This window comes from Acidovorax sp. AC410, assembly GCF_979253235.1.
Map to the genome: position 1 here is coordinate 5241956 of NZ_CEEDCG010000001.1, position 24229 is coordinate 5266184.

Consider the following 24229-nt stretch of genomic DNA (forward strand, 5'->3'; position numbering starts at 1 on the left):
GCTGTCGGGTGGGGCGTTACTGCGGCAGCGTGGTCGATAGCGCCGCCGTCCTCTGTGCCACGAAATCCCTGAGCACCCGCACCAGCGGCGTCAGCTGCCGGCGGCTGGGCACCACCAGGAACAGCGGCGTGGGCTCCGTCGTCCACCCCGGGCACAGCGCCTGCAGCCGCCCTGCGGCCAGGTCATCGGCCACATCGAGCCCGGCCTTGTAGGCAATGCCCTTGCCCAGCAGGGCCCAGCGGCGCACGGCGTCGCCGTCGTTAGATACATTGACGCTGCGCACGCGCACGGTCACCTCGGGGGCCCCCTCGCCCGGGGCAAAGCGCCAGCGGTCGTGTACCTCATCGCCGAGCATGAAGCACAGGCAGTCGTGCCCCGTGAGTTCATGCGGGGTGGCGGGCGCACCATGCCTTGCGATGTAGGCGGGTGACGCGCACAGCACGCGGCGCACGCCGGGGGCCAGGGGCAGGGCGACCAGGCCCGAGTCCGGCGGCTTGCCGTAGCGAAAGGCCGCGTCCACCGGGTCGCTGTAGACGTTGGCCACGCGGTCCGACAGCTGCAGGCGGATGTCCACCTCGGGGTGCTGCTCCTGGAACTCGTGCAGCCAGGGCAGCAGCACGTTGCGTCCCAGGTCCGAAGGGGCCGAGAGCTGCAGCACGCCGCGCAGCGCCTGCTCGCCGGCGGCCAGTTGCTGGCCGGCCTGCTGCAGGGCCGCCAGGGCCGGGCGGCATTGCTCCAGAAACAATTCGCCCTGTTGCGTGAGCCGCAGGCTGCGCGTGGAGCGCACGAAGAGCTGCACGCCCAGCTCGGCCTCCAGGCGCTTCAAGGCCGCGCTGGTGGCCGCCGGCGTGAGGTCCAGCGCGCGCGCCGTGGCCGAGAGGCTGCCGTTGTCCACGGTGCGCACGAAGATGTCGAGGTCTTGCAGGGCTTTCATGGTGTGGGGCAGGTAGTTGCTTGGGCCTTCACCCTATTTTCAATATTTTATTGAAGGTGGCTTCAATCTGTGGGTGGTTTTTCAAACATGCGCAAAGGAAGACCATTGCGGCATACCAACGGCACTGTCGCCGTCCCGCCCTTACCGTCACCGGAGTCCAAGCTTATGACCGCCACCGCGTCCCCCCTGTTCCGCCCCCTGCAACTGGGCCCGCTGGCCCTGCCCAGCCGCATCGTGATGGCGCCCATGACGCGCGCCCGCAGCAGCCAGCCCGGCGACGTGCCCAATGCGCTGATGGCCCAGTACTACGCACAGCGCGCCAGCGCCGGCCTGATCGTGAGCGAGGCCACGCAGATCTCGCCGCAGGGCCAAGGCTACAGCTTCACCCCCGGCATCTACAGCGATGCGCAGGTGGACGGTTGGCGCCGCGTGACCGATGCGGTGCATGCCGAGGGCGGGCGCATGGTGCTGCAGCTGTGGCACGTGGGCCGCATGTCGCACGCCAGCTTCCATGCCGACGGCTTGCCCGTGGCGCCCTCGGCCATTGCGCCCCAGGCCCAGGTCTGGGTGGCGGGCGATGACGGCGTGGGGCGCATGGTGGACAGCCCCGTGCCGCGTGCGCTGAGGGCGGCGGACATCCAGGCCGTGATCGGCGACTTCCGCCGCGCGGCGGCCAATGCCATGCGCGCCGGCTTCGATGGCGTGGAGATCCATGGCGCCAATGGCTACCTGATCGACCAGTTCCTGCGCACCACCTCGAACCAGCGCACCGACGCCTACACCGGCGCCACGCTGGAAGGGCGCACGCGCTTTGCGCTGGAAGTCGCCGCCGCCGTGGCCAGCGAGGCCGGGGCCGAGCGCACCGGCATGCGGCTGGCGCCCTTCATCACCCAGCGCGGCATGGACTGCCCCGAGATCATTCCCACCATCCTGCACCTGGCGCGCCAACTCGACGCCACGGGCTTGGCCTACCTGCACCTGGTCGAGGCCGACTGGGCCGATGCGCCGCAGATCCCCGACGCCTTTCGCACCGCGCTGCGCCAGGCCTACCAGGGCCGCGTGATCGTGGCCGGTGGGTATGACGCCGCGCGCGCCAGCCAGGTGCTGAGCGACGGCTTTGCCGACCTGGTGGCCTTTGGCCGGCCTTTCATCGCCAACCCCGATCTGCCCCGGCGCTTGCGCGATGGCCTGCCGCTGGCCGCGTTTGACCCCAAGGCGCTGTTCGGCGGTAGTGCGCAGGGCTACAGCGACTATGCGCCGTACGAGGCTGCTGCCGAGGCAGTCGCCTGAACCCCGGATACCGATTTTTGTTGTTTACTCTCCCTTGAAAGGACCCTTGCCATGAAAGCCGTTGGATACCAGAAGCCCCAGCCCATCAGCAATGCTGAGTCGCTGCTCGACATCACCCTGCCCGAACCCGTGGCCACCGGCCATGACCTGCTGGTGGAGGTCAAGGCCATCTCCGTGAACCCGGTGGACACGAAAGTGCGCAACAGCGGCGCCCCGGCCGAAGGCCAGCCCTACAAGGTGCTGGGCTGGGATGCCAGCGGCATCGTGAAGGCCGTGGGCCCCGAGGTCACCCTGTTCCAGCCCGGCGACCGCGTGTGGTACGCCGGCTCCATCGCCCGCCCCGGCACCAATGCCGAGCTGCACCTGGTGGACGAGCGCATCGTGGGCCACGCGCCCAAGACGCTCGACTTTGCCCAGGCCGCTGCGCTGCCCCTCACGGCCATCACCGCGTGGGAGATGCTGTTCGACCGGCTGGGCATCGCCCCTGGCAAGAAGCCAGAAGGCAAGGCGCTCTTGATCATCGGCGCATCGGGCGGGGTCGGCTCCATCATGACGCAACTGGCCTCGCGGCTCACCAGCCTCACGGTCATCGGCACCGCATCGCGCCCCGAAACCCAGGCCTGGGTGAAGGAGCTGGGCGCCCACCATGTCATCGACCACAGCAAGCCGCTGGCGCAAGAGCTCAAGGCCATCGGCTTCCCCACGGTGGACTATGTGGTGAGCCTGACGCAGACCGACGAGCACCTCGCACAGATCATCGAAGCCATCGCCCCGCAAGGCAAGTTCGGCCTGATCGACGACCCCAAGGCGCTCGACGTGATGCCCTTCAAGCGCAAGTCGGTCTCCATCCACTGGGAGCTGATGTTCACCCGCTCGCTGTTCGGCACCGCCGACATGGTCGGCCAGCACCACCTGCTCAACGAGGTGGCCGCCCTGGTCGATGCCGGCCTGGTGCGCACCACGCTGGCCGAGCGCTTTGGCAGCATCAACGCCGAGAACCTGAAGAAGGCGCATGCCCTGCTCGAATCGGGCAAGGCGCGCGGCAAGGTGGTGCTGGAAGGGTGGGCGTGAAGTGAAACACCCCCTGAGTCGCTTCGCGCCTTCCCCCTCTCTCGACTCGCTGCGCGATTCGGGAGGGGGACGCCCCCAGCGCACGCAAGCGAAGCGCCGCATCCGCGGCTTGGCGGCCCTTGCGCGGGGGCATTGGCTTTGGCCGCGCCAGTTTCATGCATCGCGGGTGACGCGCAGCGCAATGAATAACTGATACCGGCATATGGCCTCGGCATGGCAGCGCTGCCCCGTCAGCCCTGAGCCGGATCGTCATCCTCACCTTGCAGCCAGGCCGGGATATCTCGCATGCCGTGCAGCACGCGCCAGACGTCGATGTGGTCCTCGCGCTCGATGAAAAGCACGATGTAGGGGTAGCGCCTTAGCGGCCAGCTGCGCAAGCCGGGGAGGTCCAACTCGTGCGCGTAGCGGGGTGAGCCGGTGGCCGGATGCCGGCCGATGTGCAGATAGGCCTGTTCCAGCGCGTCGACGAAGCCAAGGGCTGCCTGCTCGGCCTGTTCGCTCAGGTAGTAGGTGATGGCGTCATCCACGTCCTGCGCGGCCAGCGCTCGTGGAATGACGGGCTTGGCCTTCATCCCTGCGCGCTTCGCACGCGGGCCCGAAGCGCGTCGAAATAGCCGCCGTCGACAGGCGCAGTGGGCGCAGAACCCGCTCCGGCCAACAACAGTGCTTTCAACTGCTGGCGGCCTTGGTCCCTGCGAACCAGATCGCGCATGTACTCGCTGCTTGTGCCATAGCCACGCTGCTCGACCTGCTCGTCGACAAAGTCCCGGAGCGAGTCCGGCAGCGAGATGTTCATGGTGCCCATGGCTTCATGCTAGCAGGCTTTGGCAAAATTTGGCAAACAGCCTGCACCGGCGCCCCGGCTGCGGGCATGGAGCGGTTGCCGAATTTGCTTGAAGCAAAATCGTCGTACAACTTCACACAAGGCTGGTAACCTTCGCTCTCTTTTTTAAAGGCAGGCAATCCCCCATTGGGGTGAATGACCTGCCATTCACAGGGAGTGAATGCCATGGCCACCAGCAAGCCAGAGACGAAGCCGCCTGCGCGCAAGGCAACCGCCAAAAAAGCCGCCGCAGCACCCGCCAAGTCTTCACCGTCCACGACAACGACCAAAGCGCCGACCAAGGTGCCCTTGAAAAAAGCCCCACCCCCCACGAAGAGCAACAAGACGGCGGCCCTGGCCAAGCCCGCCGCCGCCGCCACCCGCAGCGTGGCCGCGCCTGCCCCCAAGACCGCCCCGGCCCGAAAGCCCGCTGCCGTGGCCAAGAAAGCCGCAGCGCCCGCCAGGAAGACGCCCGCCGCCAGGCCCGTGCTGCTCTCGGGCGACAACCCGCAGATCGCCAAGGCCGACGGCGATGCACCCGTGCAGGCCTACATCGCAGCCATCCCCGACGACTGGCGCCGCGGCCTGTGCGCCCGGCTCGACGCGCTGGTCGAGGCCAACGTGCCAGAGGTCACCAAGGCCGTGCGCTGGAACTCGCCGTTCTACGGCATCTCGGGGCAGGGCTGGTTCCTGGGCTACCACGTGTTTGCCAAGTTCATCAAGGTGAGCTTCTTCAAGGGCGCATCGCTGACCCCACCGCCCGAAGGCGGCTCGGGCGAGGATGCGCGCTGGATCAATGTCCACGAAGGTGGGCTGAACGAGGCGCAGATGGTGGCGTGGATCCGGCAGGCGGCTGCGCTGCCGGGGTGGGGCAAGAACTGAGGGCGGTGCAGCCTGGGGACTGCAGTGGCGCGAAAGGTCCCTGCGTCGGTGCGCCGTGGCGCGCATGGCACGGCTTGGCGCCGGAGTCCGCCCGAGGGTCAGCGAGCGGCTTGCCTCGTAGTACGCCCCCTCACTGCCCGGCCGAAAACCGGTCGAAGTGCAGCAACGCCGCCACCACCAGCAGCGCCCCCGCCACGCCCGCCAGCGGGTGCAGCAAAAAGGCCACTACCGGCACCAGCAGCATCAGCTGCCGCAGGCCCCAGCTGTAGAGCAGGCCGGCCTTGCGTACATAGGCGCTGCCGGCGGCGGCCCAGCGCTGGCGCTGGGGAGCGCCCACGGGCATGCCGCCGATGAAGCCCGCATGGTTGTAGTAGCGCACGGCCATCACCGATGCCACGAGCGACGCGAACAGCAGGCACAGCAGCACCAGCTCCATGGCCAGCCGGGGCGTGACCTGCGGCCAGGCGGCCGTGGCGGCGGCGGCCTCGCCCAGCGTGGCGTGCAGCGTGGGGGCGGTGAGCGACAGCGCGCCCATGAGGCCCAGCACCGCGGTGGATGCCGTCATGGTGGCTGACATCAGCGAGTTGCGCAGCGTCTGCACGGCCAGGATCTCGGAGCCTGGCTGCGCCGAAATGGCGGCAAACCAGTCTTCGCGCAGCGAGGCGTGGGCCGTGCGTGCCAGCCGCCCCGGGGTGCGCCTCTGGGCCACGGCCAGCCAGCCCTCGTACGCTGCAATGGTGCCCAGGGTGGAGATGGCGGCGAGCCAGGAGCTGGTGGTCATGGCGTTCACGCCCGCTCAAGCAGCCTGGGGTGCGCTGCGCGCCCGCTTGCGCCCCTCCAGCCACTCGAAGGCGCCCATGCCCACCAGCATGGCCAGCACGAACACCAAAGCCTTGGGCTCGCCAGCGCCCAGCGAGACGATGGCCGGCCCGGGGCAAAAGCCTGCAATGCCCCAGCCCACGCCGAACACCAGGCTGCCCAGCACCAGGCGCCGGTCGATGTGCCGTGCGGTGGGCAGTTGCATGGGGCCGCCGAGCACGCCGGTGCTGCGCTTGCGGGCCACGGCGAAGGCGAGCAGGCCCACCAGCACGGCCCCGCCCATCACCAGGGCCAGCGAGGGGTCCCAGGGCCCGGCCAGGTCGAGAAATCCGAGCACCTTGCCGGGATCGGTCATGCCCGAAATGATGAGGCCCAGGCCAAAGACCAGGCCGATGCCGAATTCGGAAATGCGTTGCAGCTTCATGGATCGGTCCTTCTGTGATCAGGCCAGCACGTGGCGGATGAGGTAGACGGTGGCAAAGCCCGCGCCCATGAAGGCCAGCGTGGCCACCAGCGAGCGCGGCGACAGGCGCGACAGGCCGCACACCCCGTGGCCGCTGGTGCAGCCCGAGCCATAGCGCGTGCCTACGCCCACCAGCAGCCCGGCCAGCACCACCATGCCCCAGTTGGCGTCGATGCGCACTTCGCTTGCGCCCACCGCCAGTCGGTAGAGCAGGGGCGCGGCCAGCATGCCCAGCACGAAGGCCACGCGCCAGGCAACGTCTTTGCTGCGTGGGTGCAGCAGTCCGCCCAGGATGCCGCTGATGCCCAGAATGCGGCCGTGCAGCAGCACGAAGGCGGCAGCCGCCAGGCCCAGGATGAGGCCGCCTGCGAGCGCGGCCCAGGGGGTGAAATGGTTCCAGTCAATCTGCATGGGGTGCCTCCTTGGGTGCACAGAATTGTTCGAACAGGGTCTGCATCACGGCCAGCGCCTGGGTGCTGGCGATCTGGTAGTAGATGTGCTTGCCGTCGCGGCGGGTGGTCACCAGCCCTTCGTCGCGCAGCACACCCAGTTGCTGCGAAAGTGTGGGCTGGGCGATGCCCACCAGCGCCTCCAGCTCGCCCACGCGCTTTTCTCCCTCGGTAAGCTGGCACAGCAGCAGCAGCCGGTCGGGGTTGGACAGCGCCTTCATCAGCCGGCAAGCGCTGTCGGCCGAGCGGCGCAGGCTTTCCAGGTCCATGGGGGTGGTGGCTTCGGCCTGCATGGGGGCTCCATTGGTTGTGGGTTGCGGTGAGGTGGATCAATGCCCTGGTCGACAGTTTATTGACAAACAAAATATCTGTCAATAAACTATAAATATCTTAATTGATGGCGCAAGGATACCCCCATGCAACCGCAAGACACCACGCAGGCCCAGGTTCAGGCCTTCTTCGACACCGCCACCTGGACGGTGACCTATGTGGTCTTCGACCACCCGGGCGGGCATTGCGCCATCGTCGACCCGGTGCTCGACTACGACCCCAAGGCCGGCCGCACCCGCACCGCGTCGGCCGGCAAGGTGGTCGACTTCGTGCGCGCGCAGCGTCTCACGGTGCAGTGGATTCTCGAAACCCATGCCCATGCCGACCACCTCACGGCCGCGCACCACCTGCGCGAAGTATTGGGTGGGCAGATCGCCATCGGCGCCGCCATCACCCAGGTGCAGAAGCTGTTCAAGGGCATCTTCCACCTGGAGCCGGGCTTTCATGCCGATGGTGCGCAGTTCGACCACCTGTTCGCCGATGGCGAGGCGTTTCGCATCGGCAGCCTGCAGGCGCAGGCCCTGGCGGTGCCGGGCCATACCCCGGCCTGCATGGCCTACCAGGTGGGCGACGCCGTGTTCGTGGGCGACACCCTGTTCATGCCCGACGTGGGCACGGCGCGCTGCGACTTTCCGGGCGGCAATGCGCACACGCTGTACCAGTCCATCCGCCGGCTGCTGGCCCTGCCGCCCGAGACGCGCCTGTTCATGTGCCACGACTACCCGCCCGCAGGCCGCGAGCCCGCCTGGCAGACCACGGTGGCCGCGCAGCGCGCGCACAACATCCACGTACACGACGGCGTGGGCGAGGACGAATTCGCCGCCATGCGCACGCGCCGCGACGCCACGCTGGAGATGCCGGTGCTGATCCTGCCCTCGGTGCAGGTCAACATCCGCGCCGGCGACCTGCCGCCCCAGGACGACAACGGCGTGGCCTACCTGCGCATACCGCTCAATGCGCTCTGACCGGCTGGGAGTGATCCGCTTTACCAGGCCTTCCCGGAAAAGCCCGACCACAGCTCGTTGAGGTCCGGAAACTTCCATTGGTCCGGGTCCTCGCGGGCCACGATCTTCTCGGTGCATTGCGGGTCGGCCAGATCGATGGTGGCTGGCGGGATGCGCATGTCCGACTTGGTGGAGAAGAACACCTTCACCTTGGGCGAGGTCAGCGACTGCAGGCCCTGCTCGGTCACCACGCCGATGCGCCCGGACGTCAGCCGCACCAGCGACCCCACGGGGTAGATGCCGATGCTCTTCACAAACGCCTGGAAGAGGCGCGGGTCAAAGTGCCCCTTGGTCCACTCGGCCATGCGGCGCAGCGATTCGGCCGGGTCCCAGCCGCGCTTGTAGGGGCGGTCGGAGGTGATGGCGTCGTACACATCGCACACGGCCGTCATGCGCGCGATCAGGGTGATCTGCTCGCCCTTGAGTCTGTCGGGGTAGCCCGACCCATCCATCTTCTCGTGGTGGTGGCGGCAGGCATCTAGCACCGCATCTTCCACGCTGCCGCCCTCCTGCAGCATGAGGTAGCCCTGCACGGGGTGGCTCTGCACCACGGCAAACTCCGCATCCGTGAGCTTGCCCGGCTTGTTGAGCACGGTCAGCGGTATGGCCGCCTTGCCCAGGTCATGCAGCAGCCCCGCCATGCCGGCCACGCGCGTGTGCTCTTCATTCAGGTTGATCTGCTTGGCCAGCGCCACCATCAGCGCACACACCGCCACCGAGTGCATGTAGGTGTAGTCGTCGGCCGTCTTCAGGCGGGCCAGGCTGATCAAGGCGCTCGGGTTGCGGGTGACCGAGTCCGAAATTTCTTCGACCAGGCTGCGGGCGTTCTCCGCGTTGACCGCCTTGCCCATGCGCGCCTCGCTGAACATGGAGACCATGGCCTGCTTGGCCTCGCCGCAGATCGAGGCGGCTGCCTGCAGTTCGCTGTGCATGCTGGCGGCTGCCCGGCCACGCGCGCGCCGGGGTGCAGGGGGAGGCGAGGGCGGAGAGGGTGGGTCCACCTGCAGAGGCGGCAGCTTGTCGAGCATGCCGAAATCGGTCTCCACCTGGAAGTCGGCCTCCTCGCGCGAGACGGAGCGCACACCGGCCGCCACGTCCAACCCTCTGGAAGTATCGATCCAGACCTCTTCGATGGACGCGGCCTTGATGCGCGCCAAATCCTTGGGCTCCTTGAGCACAAACTTCGCCCGCCAGAACGGGTGGTCCATCCACGATCCACAGAAATCGTGCACATACATGCCCAAGGTAAGGTGCTGGATGCTGATGCGCTTGAGCATGGGGGTGTCCTGTGGCGGCCAAGTGCCTGGTCCATTCTTGTCCATAGCCGGTCTGGCAACAAGCGGGCGATTGCCACTGTGGCAAAAACTCTCGAGCGGAGGTCACGACCAACCACAGGGGGCGCTGGCATCGCCGCCCTTTGCGGAAAGACTCTCAGCCGGCTGCTTCCACCAATGCCCGCCCAGCCGCCCGCAGCACCTTGCCCGCACTGTCGCCCAGCAGCAGCGAGCCGCTGCTGAACGCGCCGTCGATCAGCAGCGAGAGCTGCGAGGCCGTCACCTCGGGCTTCTTCACCCCCATGCGCTTGCACAGCGCAGCCAAGCGTTTGCGCTGCTCCAGCCGGTGCGCGGCCGATATGGCGCGGGCCGGGTGGGCCGGGTCGGCAAACTCCGCAGCCACGTTGAGCTGCGGGCAGCCTCGGTAGCCGGGGCGCGCCACGCGCTCTCCCACCCAGGCGAGCAGGGCGTCGAGCTCGGCCGCCGCATCGGGGGAGTGCGGCGCGGCGGCATCGTCCCACTGCTGCCAGAACTCCCGGTCCTCGCGCTCCAGGAAGGCGGCGACCAGGTCGTCCTTGGTGCGGTAGTAGCGGTACAGGCTGGTCTTGGCGATCTGCGCGCGTTCGATGACGAGGTCAATCCCCACGGCGCGCACGCCCTCGGCATAGAACAGCTGGCAGGCCGTGTCGAGGATGCGCTGCTGCACGTCGCCCACCGGCGCTGATGGCGGCGCGGCTGCGGCGGAGACTGGCGTTGTGGCTGCGGTGGTCTTGCGGGCGGCGGTAGGGCTCATGGCGGCATTGTCCCATATTCCGTGTTGACACGATACAGACCTGTATGTAGCATCGCGTCACCTTCAACAAAACGTACAGGTCTGTATCATGATCCAGAACACATCCACCGCTTCGTCTTCGTCTTCTTCCGCTGCATCCCGCCCGGTACTGGTCTACGGCGCCGCCGGGCATACCGGCCGCTTCGTGGTGCAAGCCCTGCGCGAACAAGGGCACGCCGTGTTGCTGGCCGGGCGCGATCGGGGCAAGCTGCAGGCCGCCTTCCCCGATGCGCCCGCAGACCCACTGCGCGTGCAGGGGCTCGACGGCGATGCCGCTGCCCTGACGGCCTTGCTGGCCGAAAGTGCGCTGGTCGTGAACTGCGCCGGCCCTTTTGCCGACAGCGCCCCCCAGCTGCTGCAGGCCGCGCTGCAGGCCGGCGTCCACTATGTGGACGTGTCGGCCGAGCAGCCCACGGCGCGCGAGGTCTTTGGGCAGTGGGGCGAGCGCTTTACCGCCGCCGGCCTGTGCGCCGCGCCGGCCGTGGCCTTCTACGGTGCGCTGGGCGACCTGCTGGCCACCAGTGTCCTCGGGGACTGGCCCGACGCCGATGCCGTCGAACTGCATATCGCGCTCGATAGCTGGCACCCCACGGAGGGCACGCGCAAGACCGGCCAGCGCAACGCGGGCCGGCATGTCGTCTATGCCAATGGCCAGTTCCATACGCCCCCCGCCGTGGCCCCGCGCAAGACCTGGGCCTTTGCCGCACCGTTCGGCGAGCAGGTCGTGGTGGGTTTTTCCAGCGCCGATGCCGTCACCATCGCCCACCACATCCGCGTGCCCGACGTGCCCGCCTGGATGAACGAGACCCCGCTCGCCGAACTGCGCGCCGCCGATACGCCTGCGCCCGTGGCGGTGGACGCATCGGGCCGCTCGGCCCAGCGCTTTCGGGTCGAGGTGGTGGTGCGCCGAGGCGGTGAAGAGCGCCGCGCCAGCGCCAGCGGGCAGGACATCTACGCCATCACCGGCCCCCTGGCCGCGCAGGCGGTGGGGCGCATCTTGGCAGCGCGCGGAGCGCTCACCGGGGCCATGTCGGCGGGGCAACTGGGCGATGCGCGCTCGTTTTTGCAGGCACTGGCGCCCAGGTACCTGCAGCTGGGCTTTGGCGGGTAGTGGGCCGGCGGGCTAGAAATCAATGTACTTGGCGCATCTCCATCCCAGCCAACCGAAAGCGGCGCCTGGGAGGCCGCCAAGTAACAAGATCCATGTCCAGTCGAAGGACCTTTGGCCGGCCATCCAGAGGATGGTGCCTGCAGCGATACCGAGCAGGGCACAAAGGCCGGCGCGCAGACGTGGTGAATTGGTCTGCCTGATCCATCCCTTGGGGGCACCAATGCGTGGCGCCGAGCTGTCGAGCGCGACCACGGTTCCGTAAATTGCCCCTAAGGTGGCAAACAGCATGACAAATGGGATGACTGCAGGATGGGGTGCGAGTAAATCCGCTGACCAGCCGTGAAGCAGCATGACTGCCGCCAGCGCGAAGGCGAAAACCATCGCGAACCACGTGATGCTGAGCATTGCACGCAGCCAGCGGCGAATGTTTGCCATCGGGCGGCCATGGGAGATCGAACGCATAAGCTCAGGCAGTGCACGCACGCGCCAAGTTGATCAGGCCTCATATTAGCCCCAGGCGGATCGGGTTTTGCCAGCCCCATGCGATCATCACCGGCGATGACCACAACAGGAGCTGCAGAGTGAGCGAGATCGCCAAGGTGGAACCCCAGGCCGTGCCGCAGGCCGCTTCGGGCCTGGACGGTGTCGAGCGCGTCGTGGCCGAGCCGCTGCGCTTCAAGGCCAAGCTGGCCATCGGCGAAAACGCCTATGCCTCGCTGCGCATGGTGAACCGGGGCCGTGAGCTCTGGGATGTGCTGGGCGCAGCCGGCGCCGGAGCGGCTGTCGCCAAGTCCAGCCTGGTGGCGTCGGCGTTTTTTGCGCCCTCGGGCCTGATGGGGGCGCTGGGCGTGGGCGCAGCTGCCACGCCCGTGGGCTGGGTGGCCTTTGCTGCGCTGGCCTCGGGTGGTGCGTGCTATGGCATGTACCGCTGGCTGGGCCACTCCAAGGGCAGCCGGGTCATCGAGATTCCCCGCTGCCTCAACACGCCACTGGACACACTGGGGCTGGCGCTGTTCGACCTGATCGCGCCGCTGTCGCTGCGGCTGGCTGCAGGGGCCGATGGCGTGGTGCCACCGCCGCGGCACGCCTTCCTGGCCGCGCACCTGGTGGACGAGTGGGGTCTGGATGATCGTTTTGTCGCACAGGCCATGGCCGCCATCGAGCCCGGCCTGGCCGATGCCCCGCCCCAAGAGCTGGCGCGCGAACTGGCCGCCTTTCTGCATGCCAACCCGGACTGCAACCACCAGGTCATTGCGGCCGAGATGGGGACCTTCCTGGCGCACATGCTGCAGGCCGGCGGGGCGGCGCTGGCCGAGCCCGAGCAGCAATTGCTGGCCCAGGTGCAGCAGACCCTGCAGACCCCGCCGCCCGGCGAAGTGGTCAAGGTCTGGACCCGCGCCCGGGAGCATGCGGGCCACTATGGCGGCCAGGTGGCCGACGCGGCCGGCAAGGCGGCCACATGGACCAAGGAACAGCTGCCCACCGTGCAGCAGATGGAGGAACTCAGAATGCGTGGTACCGAACTGCCCGGACAGATTGCGGGCGCCGTGGGCAAGGCCGCCAGCTGGACCCGGGAGCAAATGCCTACCGCCGAGCAGGTGGACGAATTGAAGAAGCGCGGCGGCGAGCTGACGGGCCAGGCGGCCGAGACCTTGCGCAGCGCCACCCGCGCAGCGCAGGACGCGTTGCCCACGACCGAACAAGTCCAGCAAGGGGCGCAGCGCACGGGTGAGCTGGCCCGCAAGGGGTTGGATAGGCTCCGGGCGAAGCTCGGTCGTTGAACCGTGCTGGGCGCTGGGGCTGGCGCATCCATCTGTCTATGATGCTGCGCGTATGAAGAATCCTCTGCTCGCCGCTGCGCTGTTCCTGCCCCTTGTGCTGTCTGGCTGTGACGACGCGCACAGTGCCCGCATTGAGGAAACACGGGGCCGCATGGTCGGCACCTGGTTGCGCGAGGCTGAGTCTGAGGGGGCCAGGATGCGCGTGGTCATTGCGCTGGGCCAGGACGGAAAATTCAGCGAACACGCGAAGGTCGTGGCGCCGGACGGTCGTACGGAAAGCGAGCATTACAGCGGCGAATGGACCTATGATGGCATCAACTTCAAGCGCCGCTATCTTCAACAAGGCGGCCGCCAGTTCTCAGGCGGTGGCATCCGCTACGCCACCTACCAGCTCACGTCGCTGACCCGCTCGGATTTCACCGGCAAAGACAACCGTGAAGGCCGCGAGATCACCTACCGCCGGGTGAGTGAGGGTACCGAGCCATGAGCCGAGAGCCTGGGGCCGGCTACCGCTGCTGCGCTACCAGTCGCAACCCCAGCGCGATCAGGATCACGCCCGGGATGCGCGACTGCCAGGCCATGAAGCGCCCGCTGCCCACCGGCCGCTCGCGCATGCGGTAGAGCACCGCCATCGTCGCGCCCATCAGCAGGAACTGCGCCACCACCGAGCCTTGCCGCTTAACGCGGTATTGGGATGGCCATGGGCCCGACGACCCAGGGCAGTCATCCGGCGCCGCTATAGTGCCAAGGCAGGGCCGCGCCTGGAGAGGGGCACGGCTCTTGCAGCCAGGAACGACCGAACCCCAGCCCGCCCCGAAGGAACGCCCCACCGATGCCCGGATCCCACCTCGACGCCCCGCTGTTCATCAAGGACATATACGAGACCCAGGTCGATACCGCCAAGACCCCGTTCTTCTACAACGACGGCGGCATGCCGGTCTACCTGGCCGAGCCGCCCGCCGATGTCACGCCGCTCACGCCCGCCGCCACCGACCCGGCCCTGGCCGTGGGCCGCGAGTACCTGGTGGCCGACGTGCTGGGCGTCAAGCCCACGCCGCCCTGGGGCGTGGAGACGCAGCTGGGCTTTGCCGCCGAGGAGGTGGTGTTTGCACCCCTGTGGGCCACGCGCAGCATCGCGGCTGCCTTTGGCATGACGCTGGTGGAGCCGGGGCAGGCGGTGCAGATCGAGAGCCCGGTCACCGCGCTGCAGCAGGTGGAGTACGAATACGGTGTCTTCGCCGGCCACTGGTCACCTTACCAGGGCACGGGTGATGCCTTGCTCAGCGTGGTCTGTACCGACCTGGAGCACCATGATTTCCCGCATGTGTTCGCCTCTACCGACCCGACCCAGCCGCTGGTGATCTCGGTGGGCCGCTACTGGCCGGCGCTGGGCAAGATACGCCTGGCCGACCTGTGGGTGCCGCGCGGCAGCGCGCTCTACGTGCCGCCCAAGCCGGCCAGCAATGACCCAGCGGCCGTGATCGACCTGCACAACAACCGCAACTCGGCCCGCGCCTGCTGGGGCGACATCCGCCAGAACAGCATCACCACACACACGCTGCTGCAGACGAAGGGCGGCTTTTTCTACTGGTACTGGAATGGGATTGCGACCGTGCACAGCCACCCGGTGGCGGTAAGCTGAGCCCATGCCAGGAATCGACAGGGACCAATGACCATGGACATGTCCGGCGTGAAAGAACTCGATGGCGGCGACAGCGACAGCGTGGTCTACAAGACCCTGCTCGAATCGACCCGAGCCATCCCCTGGAAGATCGACTGGGCGACGATGCAATTCGCCTACATCGGCCCGCAGATCGAGCCGCTTTTGGGCTGGAGCCAGGACAGCTGGCTCACCGTGGACGACTAGGCACCCCGAGGACCGCGACTACGTGGTCAACTTCTGCGTGGCCCAATCCAAGGCCGGCGTGGACCACGAGGCCGACTACCGCGCCCTGACCAAGGACAACGGCTTTGTGTGGATACGCGATGTGGTCCACGTGGTGCGCAAGCCCGATGGCGAGGCACTGATCGGCTTCATGTTCGACATCACCGAGCGCAAGAAGACCGAGGAAAAACTGCTGGCCCTGCAAAAGGAGCTCGAAGCCCTGTCGTTCAAGGACGGCCTCACCAACATCGCCAACCGGCGCCGCTTCAACGCCGCCACCGAGCTGGCGTGTGAGAGTGCGCGCACTGGCGGTGGCCATGGTGGCGGCAGCGGCGCGCCCGTGTCGGTGCTCATGCTCGACATCGATTTCTTCAAGCAGTACAACGACCTGTACGGCCACATCCAGGGCGATGAGTGCCTGATCAACATCGCCCAGACGCTGAGCCTGGCGCTGGAGAACCTGCGCGACCTGGTGGCGCGCTTCGGCGGCGAGGAGTTCATCATCCTGCTGCCCGGCGCCGATGCCGCTGCCGCCCTCAAGGTGGCCGAGCGCTGCCAGCGCCTGATCCAGAAGCAGGCCATCGCCCACGCCCAGTCACCCCACGAGCAGTGCGTGACGCTGAGCATCGGCGTGGGCATCGCCACGCCGGGTGGCTACGCCAAGCCTGCGGACTTCATCGATGCAGTGGACCAGCGGCTGTATGCGGCCAAGAAGAATGGGCGCAACTGCATCGAAACGGTGTGATGGGCTGACTGGCCGTTCTATTCGGCGTCGGCATCGCGCAGGCCGGCCAGAAACGCGGTGAAGTCCGGCGCGAGCACGATGACCTCGGGTTCGTCGCCATAGGTGTCGACCCATACCACGCCGGGCTCGCCTTCGGGGCCGCAGGCTCGGTAGTCGAACATGACGACGGTGTGCCCTGCGGTCGGCGTTTCCGCGAACACGAAACCCCAGGAGGGATAGCCCCAGTCCGCATGGATGGCCTGTTCGGTGGCGATGTCGATCCCATGCTTGCCACCGATGCCGCGGATGCCGGTGATCGCAATGTGGTCAGTGGCCCAGGATGTGGGGCGGTTCACCGCAAAACAGGGGCGCTGCACGCTGCCTCCGTTCCTGGTCGTCAGCAGCAGTTCGGCGTAGGCTGCCGGAAACCGAAAGCCCAGCGCCTGCTGCGCAGCGTGCAGTGCGCTGCGCGTCAGCGGCGGGCCGGTGAACCAGTCCGTGCCATCGAAGGGGTCTGGGGCGCTTGCCGAGGCGCTCTGTCGGGCCAGCAGGTCGATGGCATCTGCCACGTGGCCTGCTGCGGCATCCAGTGCGGCCCGGCAGGCAGCCACAGGCGCTCCGGACGCCACGCGCACGCGCTGCAGATCGTGAAGCGTGGACGTCATGGTCGGGCCCGCCAGGTATTCATGCGGCAGCGTGCAGGCGCGTCATGCCAGATCCTGTGCCGACGGCAGGTACAGCCCCTCCGCCGTCGTGACCGAGCGCGCAGCGCGCACCGCCCGCGCCGTGGCGATCGCCGTCACCTCGGCCGCCATGGTCGAGAGCACCATCATCCCCGGGTTCTTGCCCGCCACGCCCGTGCCCAGGGTGAACAGCGTGTCGCCATCGGACATGGTGTGTACCGGGTTGATGCTGCGCGCCAGGCCATCGTGCGCGGCCACGGCCAGGCGGTGGGCCTGGGCCTTGGTTATGGTGGCATCGGTCGCGATCACGCCGATGGTGGTGTTGGTGCCTGCCAGCAGCGGCTTGGGCGCCTCGCCGCGCAGCAGGGCACGGCGCGTGTCGCGCAGCTGGCGGCCATCGTCGGTGCGGGCGCCGGCGATCACCTGGGCCGTGTCGGGGTCGATCACGTCGCCCAGGGCGTTGCAGGCGATCAGCGCACCCACGGTGACGCCATCCACGGTGACCGATGCCGTGCCGATGCCGCCCTTCATCGCGTTGTGGATGCCGAAGATCTTGCCCACGGCCGCGCCCGTGCCCGCACCCACATTGCCCTCGGCCGGGTCGGCGCGCGAGGCGGCCTCGCACGCGGCGTAGCCCGCCGCCGCATCGGGGCGGATGCGCATGTCGCCCACCAGCAGGTCGAACAGCACGGCGCTGGGCACCAGCGGCAGGCGGCCCACCACCACGTCGAAGCCGATGCCGCGCTCTTCCAGCCAGCGCACCGCGCCGCTGGCGGCATCCAGCCCCCACGAGCTGCCGCCCGCCAGCATGACGCCGTGCACCTTTTCCACCAGGTTCGACGGGTCCAGCAGGTCCGTCTCGCGCGTGCCGGGCGCGGCGCCGCGCACGTCCACACCGCCCACCGCGCCGTCGCGCGCCAGGATCACGGTGCAGCCGGTGGGGCGGCGCGTATCGGTGAAGTGGCCCACCTCGATGCCGGGCACGCGGGTGATGCTGCCGGCGTCGTGGTCCGGGTAATCGCTGGAATGGGAGGGGAGGGCGGCGGGGATGCTTGTCGTTGGGGTCGTCATGGCCTGTGATTATGGGCGGTGGGCTACGAGGGGCGCAGCATCAGGAGCAGATCGACCTGTTCTGGCCACGTTGTAACGGTGTGTTTTATGGGCTTTTGAACGTGACGGGTATCACCTGTGCAGCGGGGCCGCCGCACCACAATGGGCCGATAACACAAGAGAGAGGAAGGACCACCATGGCGACACCACACTGGCGTCGGGCTTTGGCCTGTCTGCTGCCCGCACTGCTTGGGGCTTGGGCCTCATCCACCAGCGCCGTGCATGCGCAGACCATCGCCACCGGCGCACGCCATGGACTGGCGCTGCAGGCCGATGGCAGCGTGCTGGCCTGGGGCGACAACCACCAGGCCCAATTGGGCAGCGGCAAAACCGTCCATGCCAGCACGGCCCGGGAAATCCCGCTGCCGGCCAAAGCCACGGCCGTACGCACCAGCAATACCGGCGTCCTGGTGCTGGACGAGCAGGGCCATGTGTGGAGCTGGGGGACCAACCGCAAGGGCCAGTTGGGCGACGGTACGCGCACGGACAGGCCCACGCCACAGGTCATCTTCCGGGGGGCGAGCGGCATCGTCAACGGGGGGGACAGGGGGCCGTCGTTCCTGATCGACAAGGACGGGCAGCCCTGGTGGTGGGGGCCTTTGCCCTCCGGCGCCAACGTGGCAGTGCCCGAGCGGGCGGCGCGCGTGCCCGCGCGCCTGGTGCAGATCGTGCATCAGGCACGTACCAGCGCTGGGCTCGACGACCAGGGTGTGGTCTGGTCCTGGGGCGAGGGCGCTGCCTGTGCGGGCACTGCCGCGTACACCGAGCCGGTGGCCATGAAGGGCCTGCCGCGCATCGAGGAACTGTTGCTGGCCGCCTCGGCCCCTGTGCGCGGTAGCCCGGAAGAGCGTGTGGGCGAGGTCCCGGCTTCCCGCATCATCGCGCGGGACGGAACGGGCGCCTTCTGGAAGTGGGGCACGGACCCCAGGGTGTCCAGTTGGGGACCTCTCCCTCTACCGCGGCTGACCTACTGCCCACCTGTTTCCACGCAAGAAGACCCGTGGTCCTATGCGCGCCGTATCCACCCCGAACTGGCCGCACAAGGTGTGAAGATCGTTCGGCACGCGGCGGTGGGCGGCGCTGGCTACCTGGGGTGGACCGCCGATGGGGATCTCTGGCAGTGGATGCAACCGCTAGAAGCGGAGCCGGCAGGCTACCGCGTCACCTTGCACCGTGTGGCGACTGGCGTGGTGGATGCCAGCTCCCACACCAGCGAGGGCGAACCCCTGGTGTCCGGCATCCTGTACATCACGCGCGACGGCCGGCTCCATGCGCTGGGCTCCAACCTCAGCCTGCACCTGGCCGCGGCACCCGACGAGATGGATGCCAGGACCACCCCCGGCACGGTGGCGCTGCCCGGGCCTGCGATCAGTGTGCACGCGCAGCCCTACGGCAGCTACGCGCTGCTCAGCGATGGCAGGGTCTACGGCTGGGGTCTGGGCGCCACCCGATACGACCCGCAGGCCAACTTCGACCAACGGCTGTACTCCCAGGTGCCAACGCACGTTCCCCTGGGTGCGCCCATCGCCAAGCTGGCGGTGACGCAAGACCAGTGGCTGGCCTTGGACGCCAACGGTCGGGTCTGGAGTTCCGACGGCTGGGGCAGCCGGCTCACCGAGCGCGAACCGTTGAAGTCGTACCTGCCCGCAATGCTGATCCGCGATACCGGCCTGCCCCTGGCCCGGGACATTGCGGTGTCCGGCAAGACCATCGGGATGGTCCTCGGCGTGGATGGGTCGGTATGGACCATGGGCACGCGTGCAGGGCTTGCACCTGTGGGGCCTCTTGCGCCCATCGTGCCCGGTGTGGTTCCAGACTGGTACGGCGTCGCAGATGTGCTCGCCACGCCGCACCAAGTGCAGGGCCTACCCCCGTCCATCGTGCAGGTGGCTTCGGCCACCCCCGTGTTTGCTGCACTGTACGCGCTGGACGCCGAGGGCGGGGTCTGGTTCTGGGGCAGCCGTTCCCGGTTCGGGTTGACGGGGCACGACAGCGACCAGTTGTCTGCCAGCGACCGCGAGGTGCAGACGCCGATCCTGGTTCCACTGCCCCAGAAAGCGGTTGCGATCCGCGCCGGCCAGTCGAGCTTCTGTGCCATCCTCGCGGAAGGATCGGCGCAATGCCATGGCTTGTTGTTCAACCAGCACCGCGGCATGCGGTTTCGCCTGCACGCCCCGATCCGGGAGATCTCCTTCGGAGCGCATGCTTCCACCGGTACCCAGGGAACCGTGCACCTGCAGCTTGCCGATGGCTCGGTATGGGCGCACGGGCAGGGGCTCCATGGCCAACTGGGCAACGGCACCTATGCCAACGCGGCAGAGCCCATGCCGGTGGTCAACGGGACCGCGACTGCAGACCTGGTCCTGGGCCCCTCGGCCGCGCCCGACATACCCGGGCGCCCCCCTTTCCGGGTGAAGATGCGGCTGATCGGCAACCTGCGTTCCTTGTCGCTCGGTGGCGAGGTGTTCGGCAATATTGGCGCGCCGGCGGCGAGCAATGTGTATGCCATAGCCAGTGCCGGCACGCCGGGCGGCGGCACCTGGGTACAGCTCGACGCGCAGGGGCACTGGGGCCCTTTGCGCTGGCCCGTGCCCGCCATCGCCAGTGGTGCAGCGCTGGCGAGCGAAGCCCAGTCCATCACGCTGGAAAACATCCTGCAGCAGTTCGCCGGTACGGGCCTGGAGGGGCTGCGCCTGTACGTCGGCCATGGCCTCGATGTGGACGAAATGCTCGCCGCAAGGCGCTTTCGCGAAGTGCTCGAACTGGTCCACGAGGATTGCACGCTCACGCCGTGCGGCCCGACCTTGCTGGGGGGGCAATGATGCAGACAAGAGACTCTCTACTGCCATCCATCGCCCTGGCGGCCTTGCTGGGCCTGGGCGCCGCCACCGCGCAAGGTCAGACCATCGCCACCGGCGCACGCCACAGCCTGGCCCTCATGGCCGACGGCAGCGTGCTGGCCTGGGGCGACAACCGCCAGGGGCAACTGGGCCAGGGGCGTACCGCGTACAGCGATGCGGACCGGGTGATCCCGCTGCCCGCCAAGGCAGTGTCCCTCAAGACCAGCGCCACCCATGCCCTGGTGCTGGACGAAGAGGGCAATGTCTGGAGCTGGGGCACCAATCGCAAGGGGCAGCTGGGCGATGGCACGCTGGCCGACCGCGCCACGCCGCAGGTCATCTTCCGCAACGCGGCGCAGATCACCTACAACGGCGGCGACCTGTACCCCTCGACCCTGATCGACCGCGATGGCCAGCCCTGGTGGTGGGGGCCCTTGCCATCGGGGGCGGTGCAGGCGCAGCCCGTGCAATCCGCCGCCATTCCCGCGCGGCTCACCGCGCTGATGCAGGAGGGCTCCACCTCGGCCGGGCTGGATGACCAGGGCGTGGTGTGGGCCTGGGGCGAGGGCGTGCCCTGCACCGGCTCGCCAGCGCTGAGCGGGCCGGTGGCGATGCGTGGCGTGCCGCCGATCCGCCGCTTCAGTCTCACGGACCAGACCTACGGCAACATGTACGGCCGCAACCCTCCCCATTCCCTGGTCTACGCGCAGGACCGCGATGGCCGGTACTGGGCATGGGGTTCGGAGTTCATCACGGGCGGCTTCGAAGGACTTTGGCCCGTGTGGAAGGATTTCTGCCCCCCGGCCCCGTCCGCCGACGCGCAGCGCGTGATGGAGGCCGCCTACACCGGGCCCGACGAACTGCGCAACCTGGGCGTCGTGCTCAGCTATGTGGACCAGGCACGCTCCAAGACCATCGATGTGAGCAAGCAGGCGTTCTACTACGGGTGGACCCAAGGTGGCGACCTGTGGCTGTGGACCTACCAGGACGCTAGCCATACCAGGTACAACGTGGCGCAAGTGGCTTCCGGGGTGGTCGAGGCGGGCGCCTATTCTTCCGGGCCCGATGCCTATCTGCCCGGGCTGATGTACATCACCCGCGATGGCCGGCTGCATGTGCGCGGCACCAATGCCAGGCTGCACCACGGTGTGGCCGATGGCGATGTGGACTCGGCCTCCAGCCCGCGCAAGGTGGTGCTGCTCGGCCCGGCGGCCAGTGTCCACACGCAATCCAACGGCAGCTACGCGCTGCTCAGGGACGGCCGGGTGTTCCGCTGGGGCTCTGGGGACCCGCGCTACGGCAGCCAGGACAGGGTTCGATGGCCGGCGATGCTGCCGCTGCCCTCGCTGGTGGATGCGCCCGTTGCCTTCGTGAAGCTGGCCACGGACAACGAGTTGTGGATGGGGTTGGATGCCAGCGGCAATGTCTGGAGCACGACCCCGGTGGAGCAGGGCGCCACGGCGCAGGACCTGCGCCCGGCCATGTTGCCCCGCTCCACGGGGCTGCCCGCGGTGCGGGACATCGCCGCCCGCGGCGGCCTGCTGGTGGGCGTGGATGGAACGGTATGGACGCGGGGCCTATGGACCAGCGCCTCGGTCGGTGCCCCCAAGGCATTCGTTCCCACCCAGGTCAGCGGCCTGCCCTCCAACATCGCCCAGGTGGCGGTCACCCGGGTCGGCGGTTTCTTTGCGCTCGATGCGTCAGGCTCCGTCTGGTACTGGGGCTTTCACGGCTTCGGGCTGGGAGGGCGCGACACCACCCAGGAGCATTTGCTCAGTCCTGCGGTGAAGGCGCCCTTCGTGCTGCCCCTGCCGGACAAGGCGGTCTCCATCCATACCGGTGACTACAACTTCTGCGCCGTGCTGGACGATGGCGCCGCGTTCTGCCGCGGCCGGATGTTCAACGGGCACCTGGGCCGGCTGTTCCGCCTGCATGCACCGGTGCGCGAGGTGTCCATCAGCGTGGATGGCGAGCGCGAAGGCACGGTGCATTTGCGGCTGGCCGATGGCACTGTCTGGGCCTGGGGCAAGGGGCAGGGCGGGCAACTGGGTTTGGGCACCTACACCAACGCCGCCGAGCCTGTGCCGGTGGTCGATGCGGCCGGCACCGCCGACCTCGACCTGGACCCCGCCGCGCCCAACGTGGCAACGCCAAAGCGCCCCCCGTTCCGCGTGAAGACGCGGCTGTCGGGCAACCTGCGCAGCCTGTCGTTCGATGGGGAGGTGTTCGGCAGCGCCGGCACGCCAGCGGGCAGCAAGGTGTACGTGATGGCCGGGGGCGTCACCTGGCTGCAGCGCGATGCGCAGGGCCAGTGGGGCCCACTGGGCTGGCCGGTGCCGGCCGTGGCCAGTGGCGTGCAACTGGCCAGCGAAGCCCAGTCGGTGCCGCTCGCCCACCTCCTGCAGCAGTTTCCGGGCGCGGGCCTGGCGGGCCTGCGCCTGTATGTCGGCTACGGCCGCGACGTGGACGAGATGCTGGCCGCGGGGCGATATCGCGAGGTGCTGGAGCTGGCGCCCGAGGACTGACCTGCCCAGCCGCACGCCCATGGCGTGCAGCGCCGCAGGCGTTCAGTACATGCTGTAGTGATAGTCGTGATTGCGCAGCAAGATCCGGGGCTTGTTGCGCTCGTCGAAATACAGCGCCAGCCGATTGGCGCGCGGATTGGCCGTGTTCACGACCACCTGCACGCCATCGTCCTTGCTCTTGGCCAGGCTCGACAGCCAGAAGCGTTCCAGCACGTGGGTGAAGGCCGCTTCGGTGGTCTTGGGACGGTAGTCATCGTCCAGCAGCAGCGTGGGCCTGTCCAGGGTATTCTGGTGCAGCCAGTACCACACGCCCTGATTGGGCGCGCTTGGCTTGGCACCCGGGTTGCCCTTGTCGCCCCAGGTGTTGGGGGGCTCGCCCGGCGTGACGCCGGCGGGGTCCCATGCCAGGGCGCCCAGGCCGTCGCCGACCTCGACGAACACGGCCAGGCTGCGGTCGTACCGAGCGCGCACGGCGGCGGACAACAACTCGTCCAGGCCGTTCTTGCCGGTGCGCGTGTAGTCCCATTCACCGAGCAGCATTTCGGTCACGGTGGACATGTCTGCAGGTGGCAGGAAGTAGTGGCCACCGGGCCGGATGTCCCAGGCGGCGAGCAGCCTGACCATCTCGGGCAGCGGCGCGCGCAAGCGCTTTTCCAGATCCTGCAACGCCACCGTGGCGGTCTTCTGGCGTGGGCTGGGGGCGCTGGCGGGCCTGACAAGTGCAGGCTCCAGCCCACGGACGCGCTCGATCCACGGCTTGCTCTGGTCATACAGCGTTGCCGATACGGGAGCTATGTCGCGCACCTGCCATGTCCGGTTGAACTGCGAGACCTTGCCTGCGATGGTGACGGTGCCTTTGAACTGCAGGCGCTTGAGCCCGGAGGGCAGGGGGAACACCAGAGCGGGCGGCTTTCTCATGCCCGGCTGCGTGGCCTTGCTGTCCAGTCGCGCAAGCACTTTGCCATCGACCACCACGTCGGCCGCAACCACATCGCCCACCTCCATCGAAGGGTGGATGCTGGCCTTGCCGGTGGCGGCTTCGGTGGGCGCAGTGGCGGCAGGCGCAGCAGCTCCCGTTGTCGCTGGTGCCTGCGCGAGCAGTGAGCAAGGCCAGGCGCCCAGTGCAGTGAGAATGCTTCGCCGTGTTGCGGCCATGGAGTTCCTTGGGTCAATCGTTGGTGGCCGATTGTAGGGAGCGGGGTGGGTGGTCAAGGGCGCCAGGCCGGTCCGTAGATGGCGCTGCCCATCCTGCCGCAGTTCGCGGGCACGGGCCTGGTCCCGAGGATTGACCGCACTGCGCTAGGCACCCAGGCCGAGATCCCGCCAGGCGTGGCCCATCCCGGTGGGGTGGGGCGCTGCCGCGCGGCGCGGCATAGGATGGTTTCTTTGCGCACATGCC

Annotated in this window: 25 protein-coding genes and 1 pseudogene; 11 read left to right on the plus strand and 15 right to left on the minus strand. The window is 68.2% G+C overall.

The genetic code is table 11. The features are described 5' to 3' along the window. Positions 1 to 16 precede the first annotated feature (16 nt). Complete coding sequence (locus AC0IZS_RS24335; RefSeq protein ID WP_471638013.1) at positions 17 to 934, minus strand: LysR family transcriptional regulator; 918 nt, start codon at positions 932 to 934, stop codon at positions 17 to 19. 165 nt (positions 935 to 1099) lie between these two features. On the opposite strand from AC0IZS_RS24335, the gene AC0IZS_RS24340 reads away from it, so the two are divergent. Continuing rightward, on the plus strand, positions 1100 to 2224 hold the full coding sequence (locus AC0IZS_RS24340; protein WP_471638014.1) for an alkene reductase: 1125 nt from the start codon (positions 1100 to 1102) through the stop codon (positions 2222 to 2224). Positions 2225 to 2275: 51 nt separating this feature from the next. Next, positions 2276 to 3295 (plus strand): zinc-binding alcohol dehydrogenase family protein, encoded by a 1020-nt coding sequence (locus AC0IZS_RS24345; protein WP_471638015.1) that lies wholly within the window; start codon positions 2276 to 2278, stop codon positions 3293 to 3295. Between the two features lie 230 nt (positions 3296 to 3525). Here AC0IZS_RS24345 and AC0IZS_RS24350 read toward each other — a convergent pair whose 3' ends face one another. From AC0IZS_RS24350 to AC0IZS_RS24360, 3 genes are read right to left on the minus strand one after another with little or no spacing between them, the layout of a single operon-like run. Next, on the minus strand, positions 3526 to 3867 hold the full coding sequence (locus AC0IZS_RS24350; protein ID WP_471638016.1) for a type II toxin-antitoxin system RelE/ParE family toxin: 342 nt from the start codon (positions 3865 to 3867) through the stop codon (positions 3526 to 3528). Beyond that, complete coding sequence (locus AC0IZS_RS24355) at positions 3864 to 4100, minus strand: ribbon-helix-helix domain-containing protein (RefSeq protein ID WP_471638017.1); 237 nt, start codon at positions 4098 to 4100, stop codon at positions 3864 to 3866. The genes AC0IZS_RS24350 and AC0IZS_RS24355 overlap by 4 nt, the downstream gene beginning before the upstream one ends. After that, positions 4088 to 4420 (minus strand): hypothetical protein, encoded by a 333-nt coding sequence (locus AC0IZS_RS24360; protein WP_471638018.1) that lies wholly within the window; start codon positions 4418 to 4420, stop codon positions 4088 to 4090. Before AC0IZS_RS24360 ends, AC0IZS_RS24355 begins: the two co-directional genes overlap by 13 nt. Positions 4421 to 4427: 7 nt before the next feature. On the opposite strand from AC0IZS_RS24360, the gene AC0IZS_RS24365 reads away from it, so the two are divergent. Continuing rightward, on the plus strand, positions 4428 to 5000 hold the full coding sequence (locus AC0IZS_RS24365) for a DUF1801 domain-containing protein (RefSeq protein ID WP_471638019.1): 573 nt from the start codon (positions 4428 to 4430) through the stop codon (positions 4998 to 5000). A gap of 130 nt (positions 5001 to 5130) precedes the next feature. Here AC0IZS_RS24365 and AC0IZS_RS24370 read toward each other — a convergent pair whose 3' ends face one another. From AC0IZS_RS24370 to AC0IZS_RS24385, 4 genes are read right to left on the minus strand one after another with little or no spacing between them, the layout of a single operon-like run. Next, positions 5131 to 5781, minus strand: a complete 651-nt coding sequence (locus tag AC0IZS_RS24370) for a DUF599 domain-containing protein (protein WP_471638020.1) — start codon at positions 5779 to 5781, stop codon at positions 5131 to 5133. A gap of 15 nt (positions 5782 to 5796) precedes the next feature. Then, complete coding sequence (locus AC0IZS_RS24375; protein ID WP_471638021.1) at positions 5797 to 6243, minus strand: DUF6691 family protein; 447 nt, start codon at positions 6241 to 6243, stop codon at positions 5797 to 5799. Positions 6244 to 6261: 18 nt separating this feature from the next. Beyond that, positions 6262 to 6693, minus strand: a complete 432-nt coding sequence (locus AC0IZS_RS24380) for a YeeE/YedE family protein (RefSeq protein ID WP_471638022.1) — start codon at positions 6691 to 6693, stop codon at positions 6262 to 6264. Further along, complete coding sequence (locus tag AC0IZS_RS24385; protein ID WP_471638023.1) at positions 6683 to 7024, minus strand: ArsR/SmtB family transcription factor; 342 nt, start codon at positions 7022 to 7024, stop codon at positions 6683 to 6685. The genes AC0IZS_RS24380 and AC0IZS_RS24385 overlap by 11 nt, the downstream gene beginning before the upstream one ends. A 123-nt stretch (positions 7025 to 7147) precedes the next feature. Between AC0IZS_RS24385 and AC0IZS_RS24390 the strand changes: the two genes are divergently transcribed. Further along, a complete protein-coding gene (locus AC0IZS_RS24390) occupies positions 7148 to 8026 on the plus strand; it encodes an MBL fold metallo-hydrolase (protein WP_471638024.1) in 879 nt (292 codons plus the stop codon). A 20-nt stretch (positions 8027 to 8046) separates the two neighbouring features. On the opposite strand, the gene AC0IZS_RS24395 is transcribed toward AC0IZS_RS24390, so the two are convergent. Next, positions 8047 to 9342, minus strand: a complete 1296-nt coding sequence (locus AC0IZS_RS24395; RefSeq protein WP_471638025.1) for an HD-GYP domain-containing protein — start codon at positions 9340 to 9342, stop codon at positions 8047 to 8049. A 154-nt stretch (positions 9343 to 9496) separates the two neighbouring features. Next, on the minus strand, positions 9497 to 10132 hold the full coding sequence (locus AC0IZS_RS24400; RefSeq protein ID WP_471638026.1) for a TetR/AcrR family transcriptional regulator: 636 nt from the start codon (positions 10130 to 10132) through the stop codon (positions 9497 to 9499). A gap of 88 nt (positions 10133 to 10220) precedes the next feature. On the opposite strand from AC0IZS_RS24400, the gene AC0IZS_RS24405 reads away from it, so the two are divergent. Continuing rightward, entirely contained in the window at positions 10221 to 11282 is a 1062-nt protein-coding gene (locus AC0IZS_RS24405; protein WP_471638027.1) for a saccharopine dehydrogenase NADP-binding domain-containing protein, read from the plus strand. A gap of 12 nt (positions 11283 to 11294) precedes the next feature. Here the strand turns inward: AC0IZS_RS24405 and AC0IZS_RS24410 are convergent, their stop codons facing one another. Then, a complete protein-coding gene (locus AC0IZS_RS24410) occupies positions 11295 to 11744 on the minus strand; it encodes a hypothetical protein (RefSeq protein WP_471638028.1) in 450 nt (149 codons plus the stop codon). Positions 11745 to 11863: 119 nt separating this feature from the next. Here AC0IZS_RS24410 and AC0IZS_RS24415 point away from each other — a divergent pair, with 119 nt between their 5' ends. Continuing rightward, positions 11864 to 13063 (plus strand): hypothetical protein, encoded by a 1200-nt coding sequence (locus AC0IZS_RS24415; protein ID WP_471638029.1) that lies wholly within the window; start codon positions 11864 to 11866, stop codon positions 13061 to 13063. A 52-nt stretch (positions 13064 to 13115) separates the two neighbouring features. Then, a complete protein-coding gene (locus tag AC0IZS_RS24420) occupies positions 13116 to 13550 on the plus strand; it encodes a hypothetical protein (RefSeq protein WP_471638030.1) in 435 nt (144 codons plus the stop codon). Positions 13551 to 13569: 19 nt separating this feature from the next. Here AC0IZS_RS24420 and AC0IZS_RS24425 read toward each other — a convergent pair whose 3' ends face one another. After that, on the minus strand, positions 13570 to 13707 hold the full coding sequence (locus AC0IZS_RS24425; protein WP_471638031.1) for a hypothetical protein: 138 nt from the start codon (positions 13705 to 13707) through the stop codon (positions 13570 to 13572). A 188-nt stretch (positions 13708 to 13895) separates the two neighbouring features. On the opposite strand from AC0IZS_RS24425, the gene AC0IZS_RS24430 reads away from it, so the two are divergent. Continuing rightward, positions 13896 to 14705: a hypothetical protein gene (locus AC0IZS_RS24430; RefSeq protein WP_471638032.1), complete on the plus strand. Its 810-nt coding sequence runs from the start codon at positions 13896 to 13898 to the stop codon at positions 14703 to 14705. 39 nt (positions 14706 to 14744) lie between these two features. After that, positions 14745 to 15693, plus strand: a pseudogene (locus AC0IZS_RS24435) (diguanylate cyclase domain-containing protein). Between the two features lie 17 nt (positions 15694 to 15710). On the opposite strand, the gene AC0IZS_RS24440 reads toward AC0IZS_RS24435, so the two are convergent. Both AC0IZS_RS24440 and AC0IZS_RS24445 read right to left on the minus strand, forming a co-directional pair. Further along, positions 15711 to 16337, minus strand: a complete 627-nt coding sequence (locus AC0IZS_RS24440; protein WP_471638033.1) for an SMI1/KNR4 family protein — start codon at positions 16335 to 16337, stop codon at positions 15711 to 15713. Positions 16338 to 16379: 42 nt separating this feature from the next. Beyond that, on the minus strand, positions 16380 to 17426 hold the full coding sequence (locus AC0IZS_RS24445; RefSeq protein ID WP_471638034.1) for a P1 family peptidase: 1047 nt from the start codon (positions 17424 to 17426) through the stop codon (positions 16380 to 16382). 176 nt (positions 17427 to 17602) lie between these two features. On the opposite strand from AC0IZS_RS24445, the gene AC0IZS_RS24450 reads away from it, so the two are divergent. Both AC0IZS_RS24450 and AC0IZS_RS24455 read left to right on the plus strand, forming a co-directional pair. Next, complete coding sequence (locus tag AC0IZS_RS24450; protein ID WP_471638035.1) at positions 17603 to 20287, plus strand: RCC1 domain-containing protein; 2685 nt, start codon at positions 17603 to 17605, stop codon at positions 20285 to 20287. Continuing rightward, the gene (locus AC0IZS_RS24455) at positions 20287 to 22830 is read left to right on the plus strand and encodes an RCC1 domain-containing protein (protein WP_471638036.1); all 2544 of its coding nucleotides are present in this window, start codon (positions 20287 to 20289) and stop codon (positions 22828 to 22830) included. The genes AC0IZS_RS24450 and AC0IZS_RS24455 overlap by 1 nt, the downstream gene beginning before the upstream one ends. A gap of 42 nt (positions 22831 to 22872) precedes the next feature. On the opposite strand, the gene AC0IZS_RS24460 is transcribed toward AC0IZS_RS24455, so the two are convergent. Next, positions 22873 to 23985: a hypothetical protein gene (locus AC0IZS_RS24460; RefSeq protein WP_471638037.1), complete on the minus strand. Its 1113-nt coding sequence runs from the start codon at positions 23983 to 23985 to the stop codon at positions 22873 to 22875. Between the last annotated feature and the right edge of the window lie 244 nt (positions 23986 to 24229).

What these genes read in the sequence shown, in the direction of transcription:
- AC0IZS_RS24410 (WP_471638028.1), bottom strand. Translation starts at nt 11,744, where the DNA reads ATGCGTTCGATCTCCCATGGCCGCCCGATGGCAAACATTCGCCGCTGG.
- AC0IZS_RS24370 (WP_471638020.1), bottom strand. Translation starts at nt 5,781, where the DNA reads ATGACCACCAGCTCCTGGCTCGCCGCCATCTCCACCCTGGGCACCATT.
- AC0IZS_RS24455 (WP_471638036.1), top strand. Translation starts at nt 20,287, where the DNA reads ATGCAGACAAGAGACTCTCTACTGCCATCCATCGCCCTGGCGGCCTTG.
- AC0IZS_RS24395 (WP_471638025.1), bottom strand. Translation starts at nt 9,342, where the DNA reads ATGCTCAAGCGCATCAGCATCCAGCACCTTACCTTGGGCATGTATGTG.
- AC0IZS_RS24425 (WP_471638031.1), bottom strand. Translation starts at nt 13,707, where the DNA reads ATGGGCGCGACGATGGCGGTGCTCTACCGCATGCGCGAGCGGCCGGTG.
- AC0IZS_RS24405 (WP_471638027.1), top strand. Translation starts at nt 10,221, where the DNA reads ATGATCCAGAACACATCCACCGCTTCGTCTTCGTCTTCTTCCGCTGCA.
- AC0IZS_RS24445 (WP_471638034.1), bottom strand. Translation starts at nt 17,426, where the DNA reads ATGACGACCCCAACGACAAGCATCCCCGCCGCCCTCCCCTCCCATTCC.
- AC0IZS_RS24460 (WP_471638037.1), bottom strand. Translation starts at nt 23,985, where the DNA reads ATGGCCGCAACACGGCGAAGCATTCTCACTGCACTGGGCGCCTGGCCT.
- AC0IZS_RS24430 (WP_471638032.1), top strand. Translation starts at nt 13,896, where the DNA reads ATGCCCGGATCCCACCTCGACGCCCCGCTGTTCATCAAGGACATATAC.
- AC0IZS_RS24380 (WP_471638022.1), bottom strand. Translation starts at nt 6,693, where the DNA reads ATGCAGATTGACTGGAACCATTTCACCCCCTGGGCCGCGCTCGCAGGC.
- AC0IZS_RS24340 (WP_471638014.1), top strand. Translation starts at nt 1,100, where the DNA reads ATGACCGCCACCGCGTCCCCCCTGTTCCGCCCCCTGCAACTGGGCCCG.
- AC0IZS_RS24385 (WP_471638023.1), bottom strand. Translation starts at nt 7,024, where the DNA reads ATGCAGGCCGAAGCCACCACCCCCATGGACCTGGAAAGCCTGCGCCGC.
- AC0IZS_RS24440 (WP_471638033.1), bottom strand. Translation starts at nt 16,337, where the DNA reads ATGACGTCCACGCTTCACGATCTGCAGCGCGTGCGCGTGGCGTCCGGA.
- AC0IZS_RS24420 (WP_471638030.1), top strand. Translation starts at nt 13,116, where the DNA reads ATGAAGAATCCTCTGCTCGCCGCTGCGCTGTTCCTGCCCCTTGTGCTG.
- AC0IZS_RS24390 (WP_471638024.1), top strand. Translation starts at nt 7,148, where the DNA reads ATGCAACCGCAAGACACCACGCAGGCCCAGGTTCAGGCCTTCTTCGAC.
- AC0IZS_RS24450 (WP_471638035.1), top strand. Translation starts at nt 17,603, where the DNA reads ATGGCGACACCACACTGGCGTCGGGCTTTGGCCTGTCTGCTGCCCGCA.
- AC0IZS_RS24350 (WP_471638016.1), bottom strand. Translation starts at nt 3,867, where the DNA reads ATGAAGGCCAAGCCCGTCATTCCACGAGCGCTGGCCGCGCAGGACGTG.
- AC0IZS_RS24375 (WP_471638021.1), bottom strand. Translation starts at nt 6,243, where the DNA reads ATGAAGCTGCAACGCATTTCCGAATTCGGCATCGGCCTGGTCTTTGGC.
- AC0IZS_RS24355 (WP_471638017.1), bottom strand. Translation starts at nt 4,100, where the DNA reads ATGGGCACCATGAACATCTCGCTGCCGGACTCGCTCCGGGACTTTGTC.
- AC0IZS_RS24335 (WP_471638013.1), bottom strand. Translation starts at nt 934, where the DNA reads ATGAAAGCCCTGCAAGACCTCGACATCTTCGTGCGCACCGTGGACAAC.
- AC0IZS_RS24345 (WP_471638015.1), top strand. Translation starts at nt 2,276, where the DNA reads ATGAAAGCCGTTGGATACCAGAAGCCCCAGCCCATCAGCAATGCTGAG.
- AC0IZS_RS24400 (WP_471638026.1), bottom strand. Translation starts at nt 10,132, where the DNA reads ATGAGCCCTACCGCCGCCCGCAAGACCACCGCAGCCACAACGCCAGTC.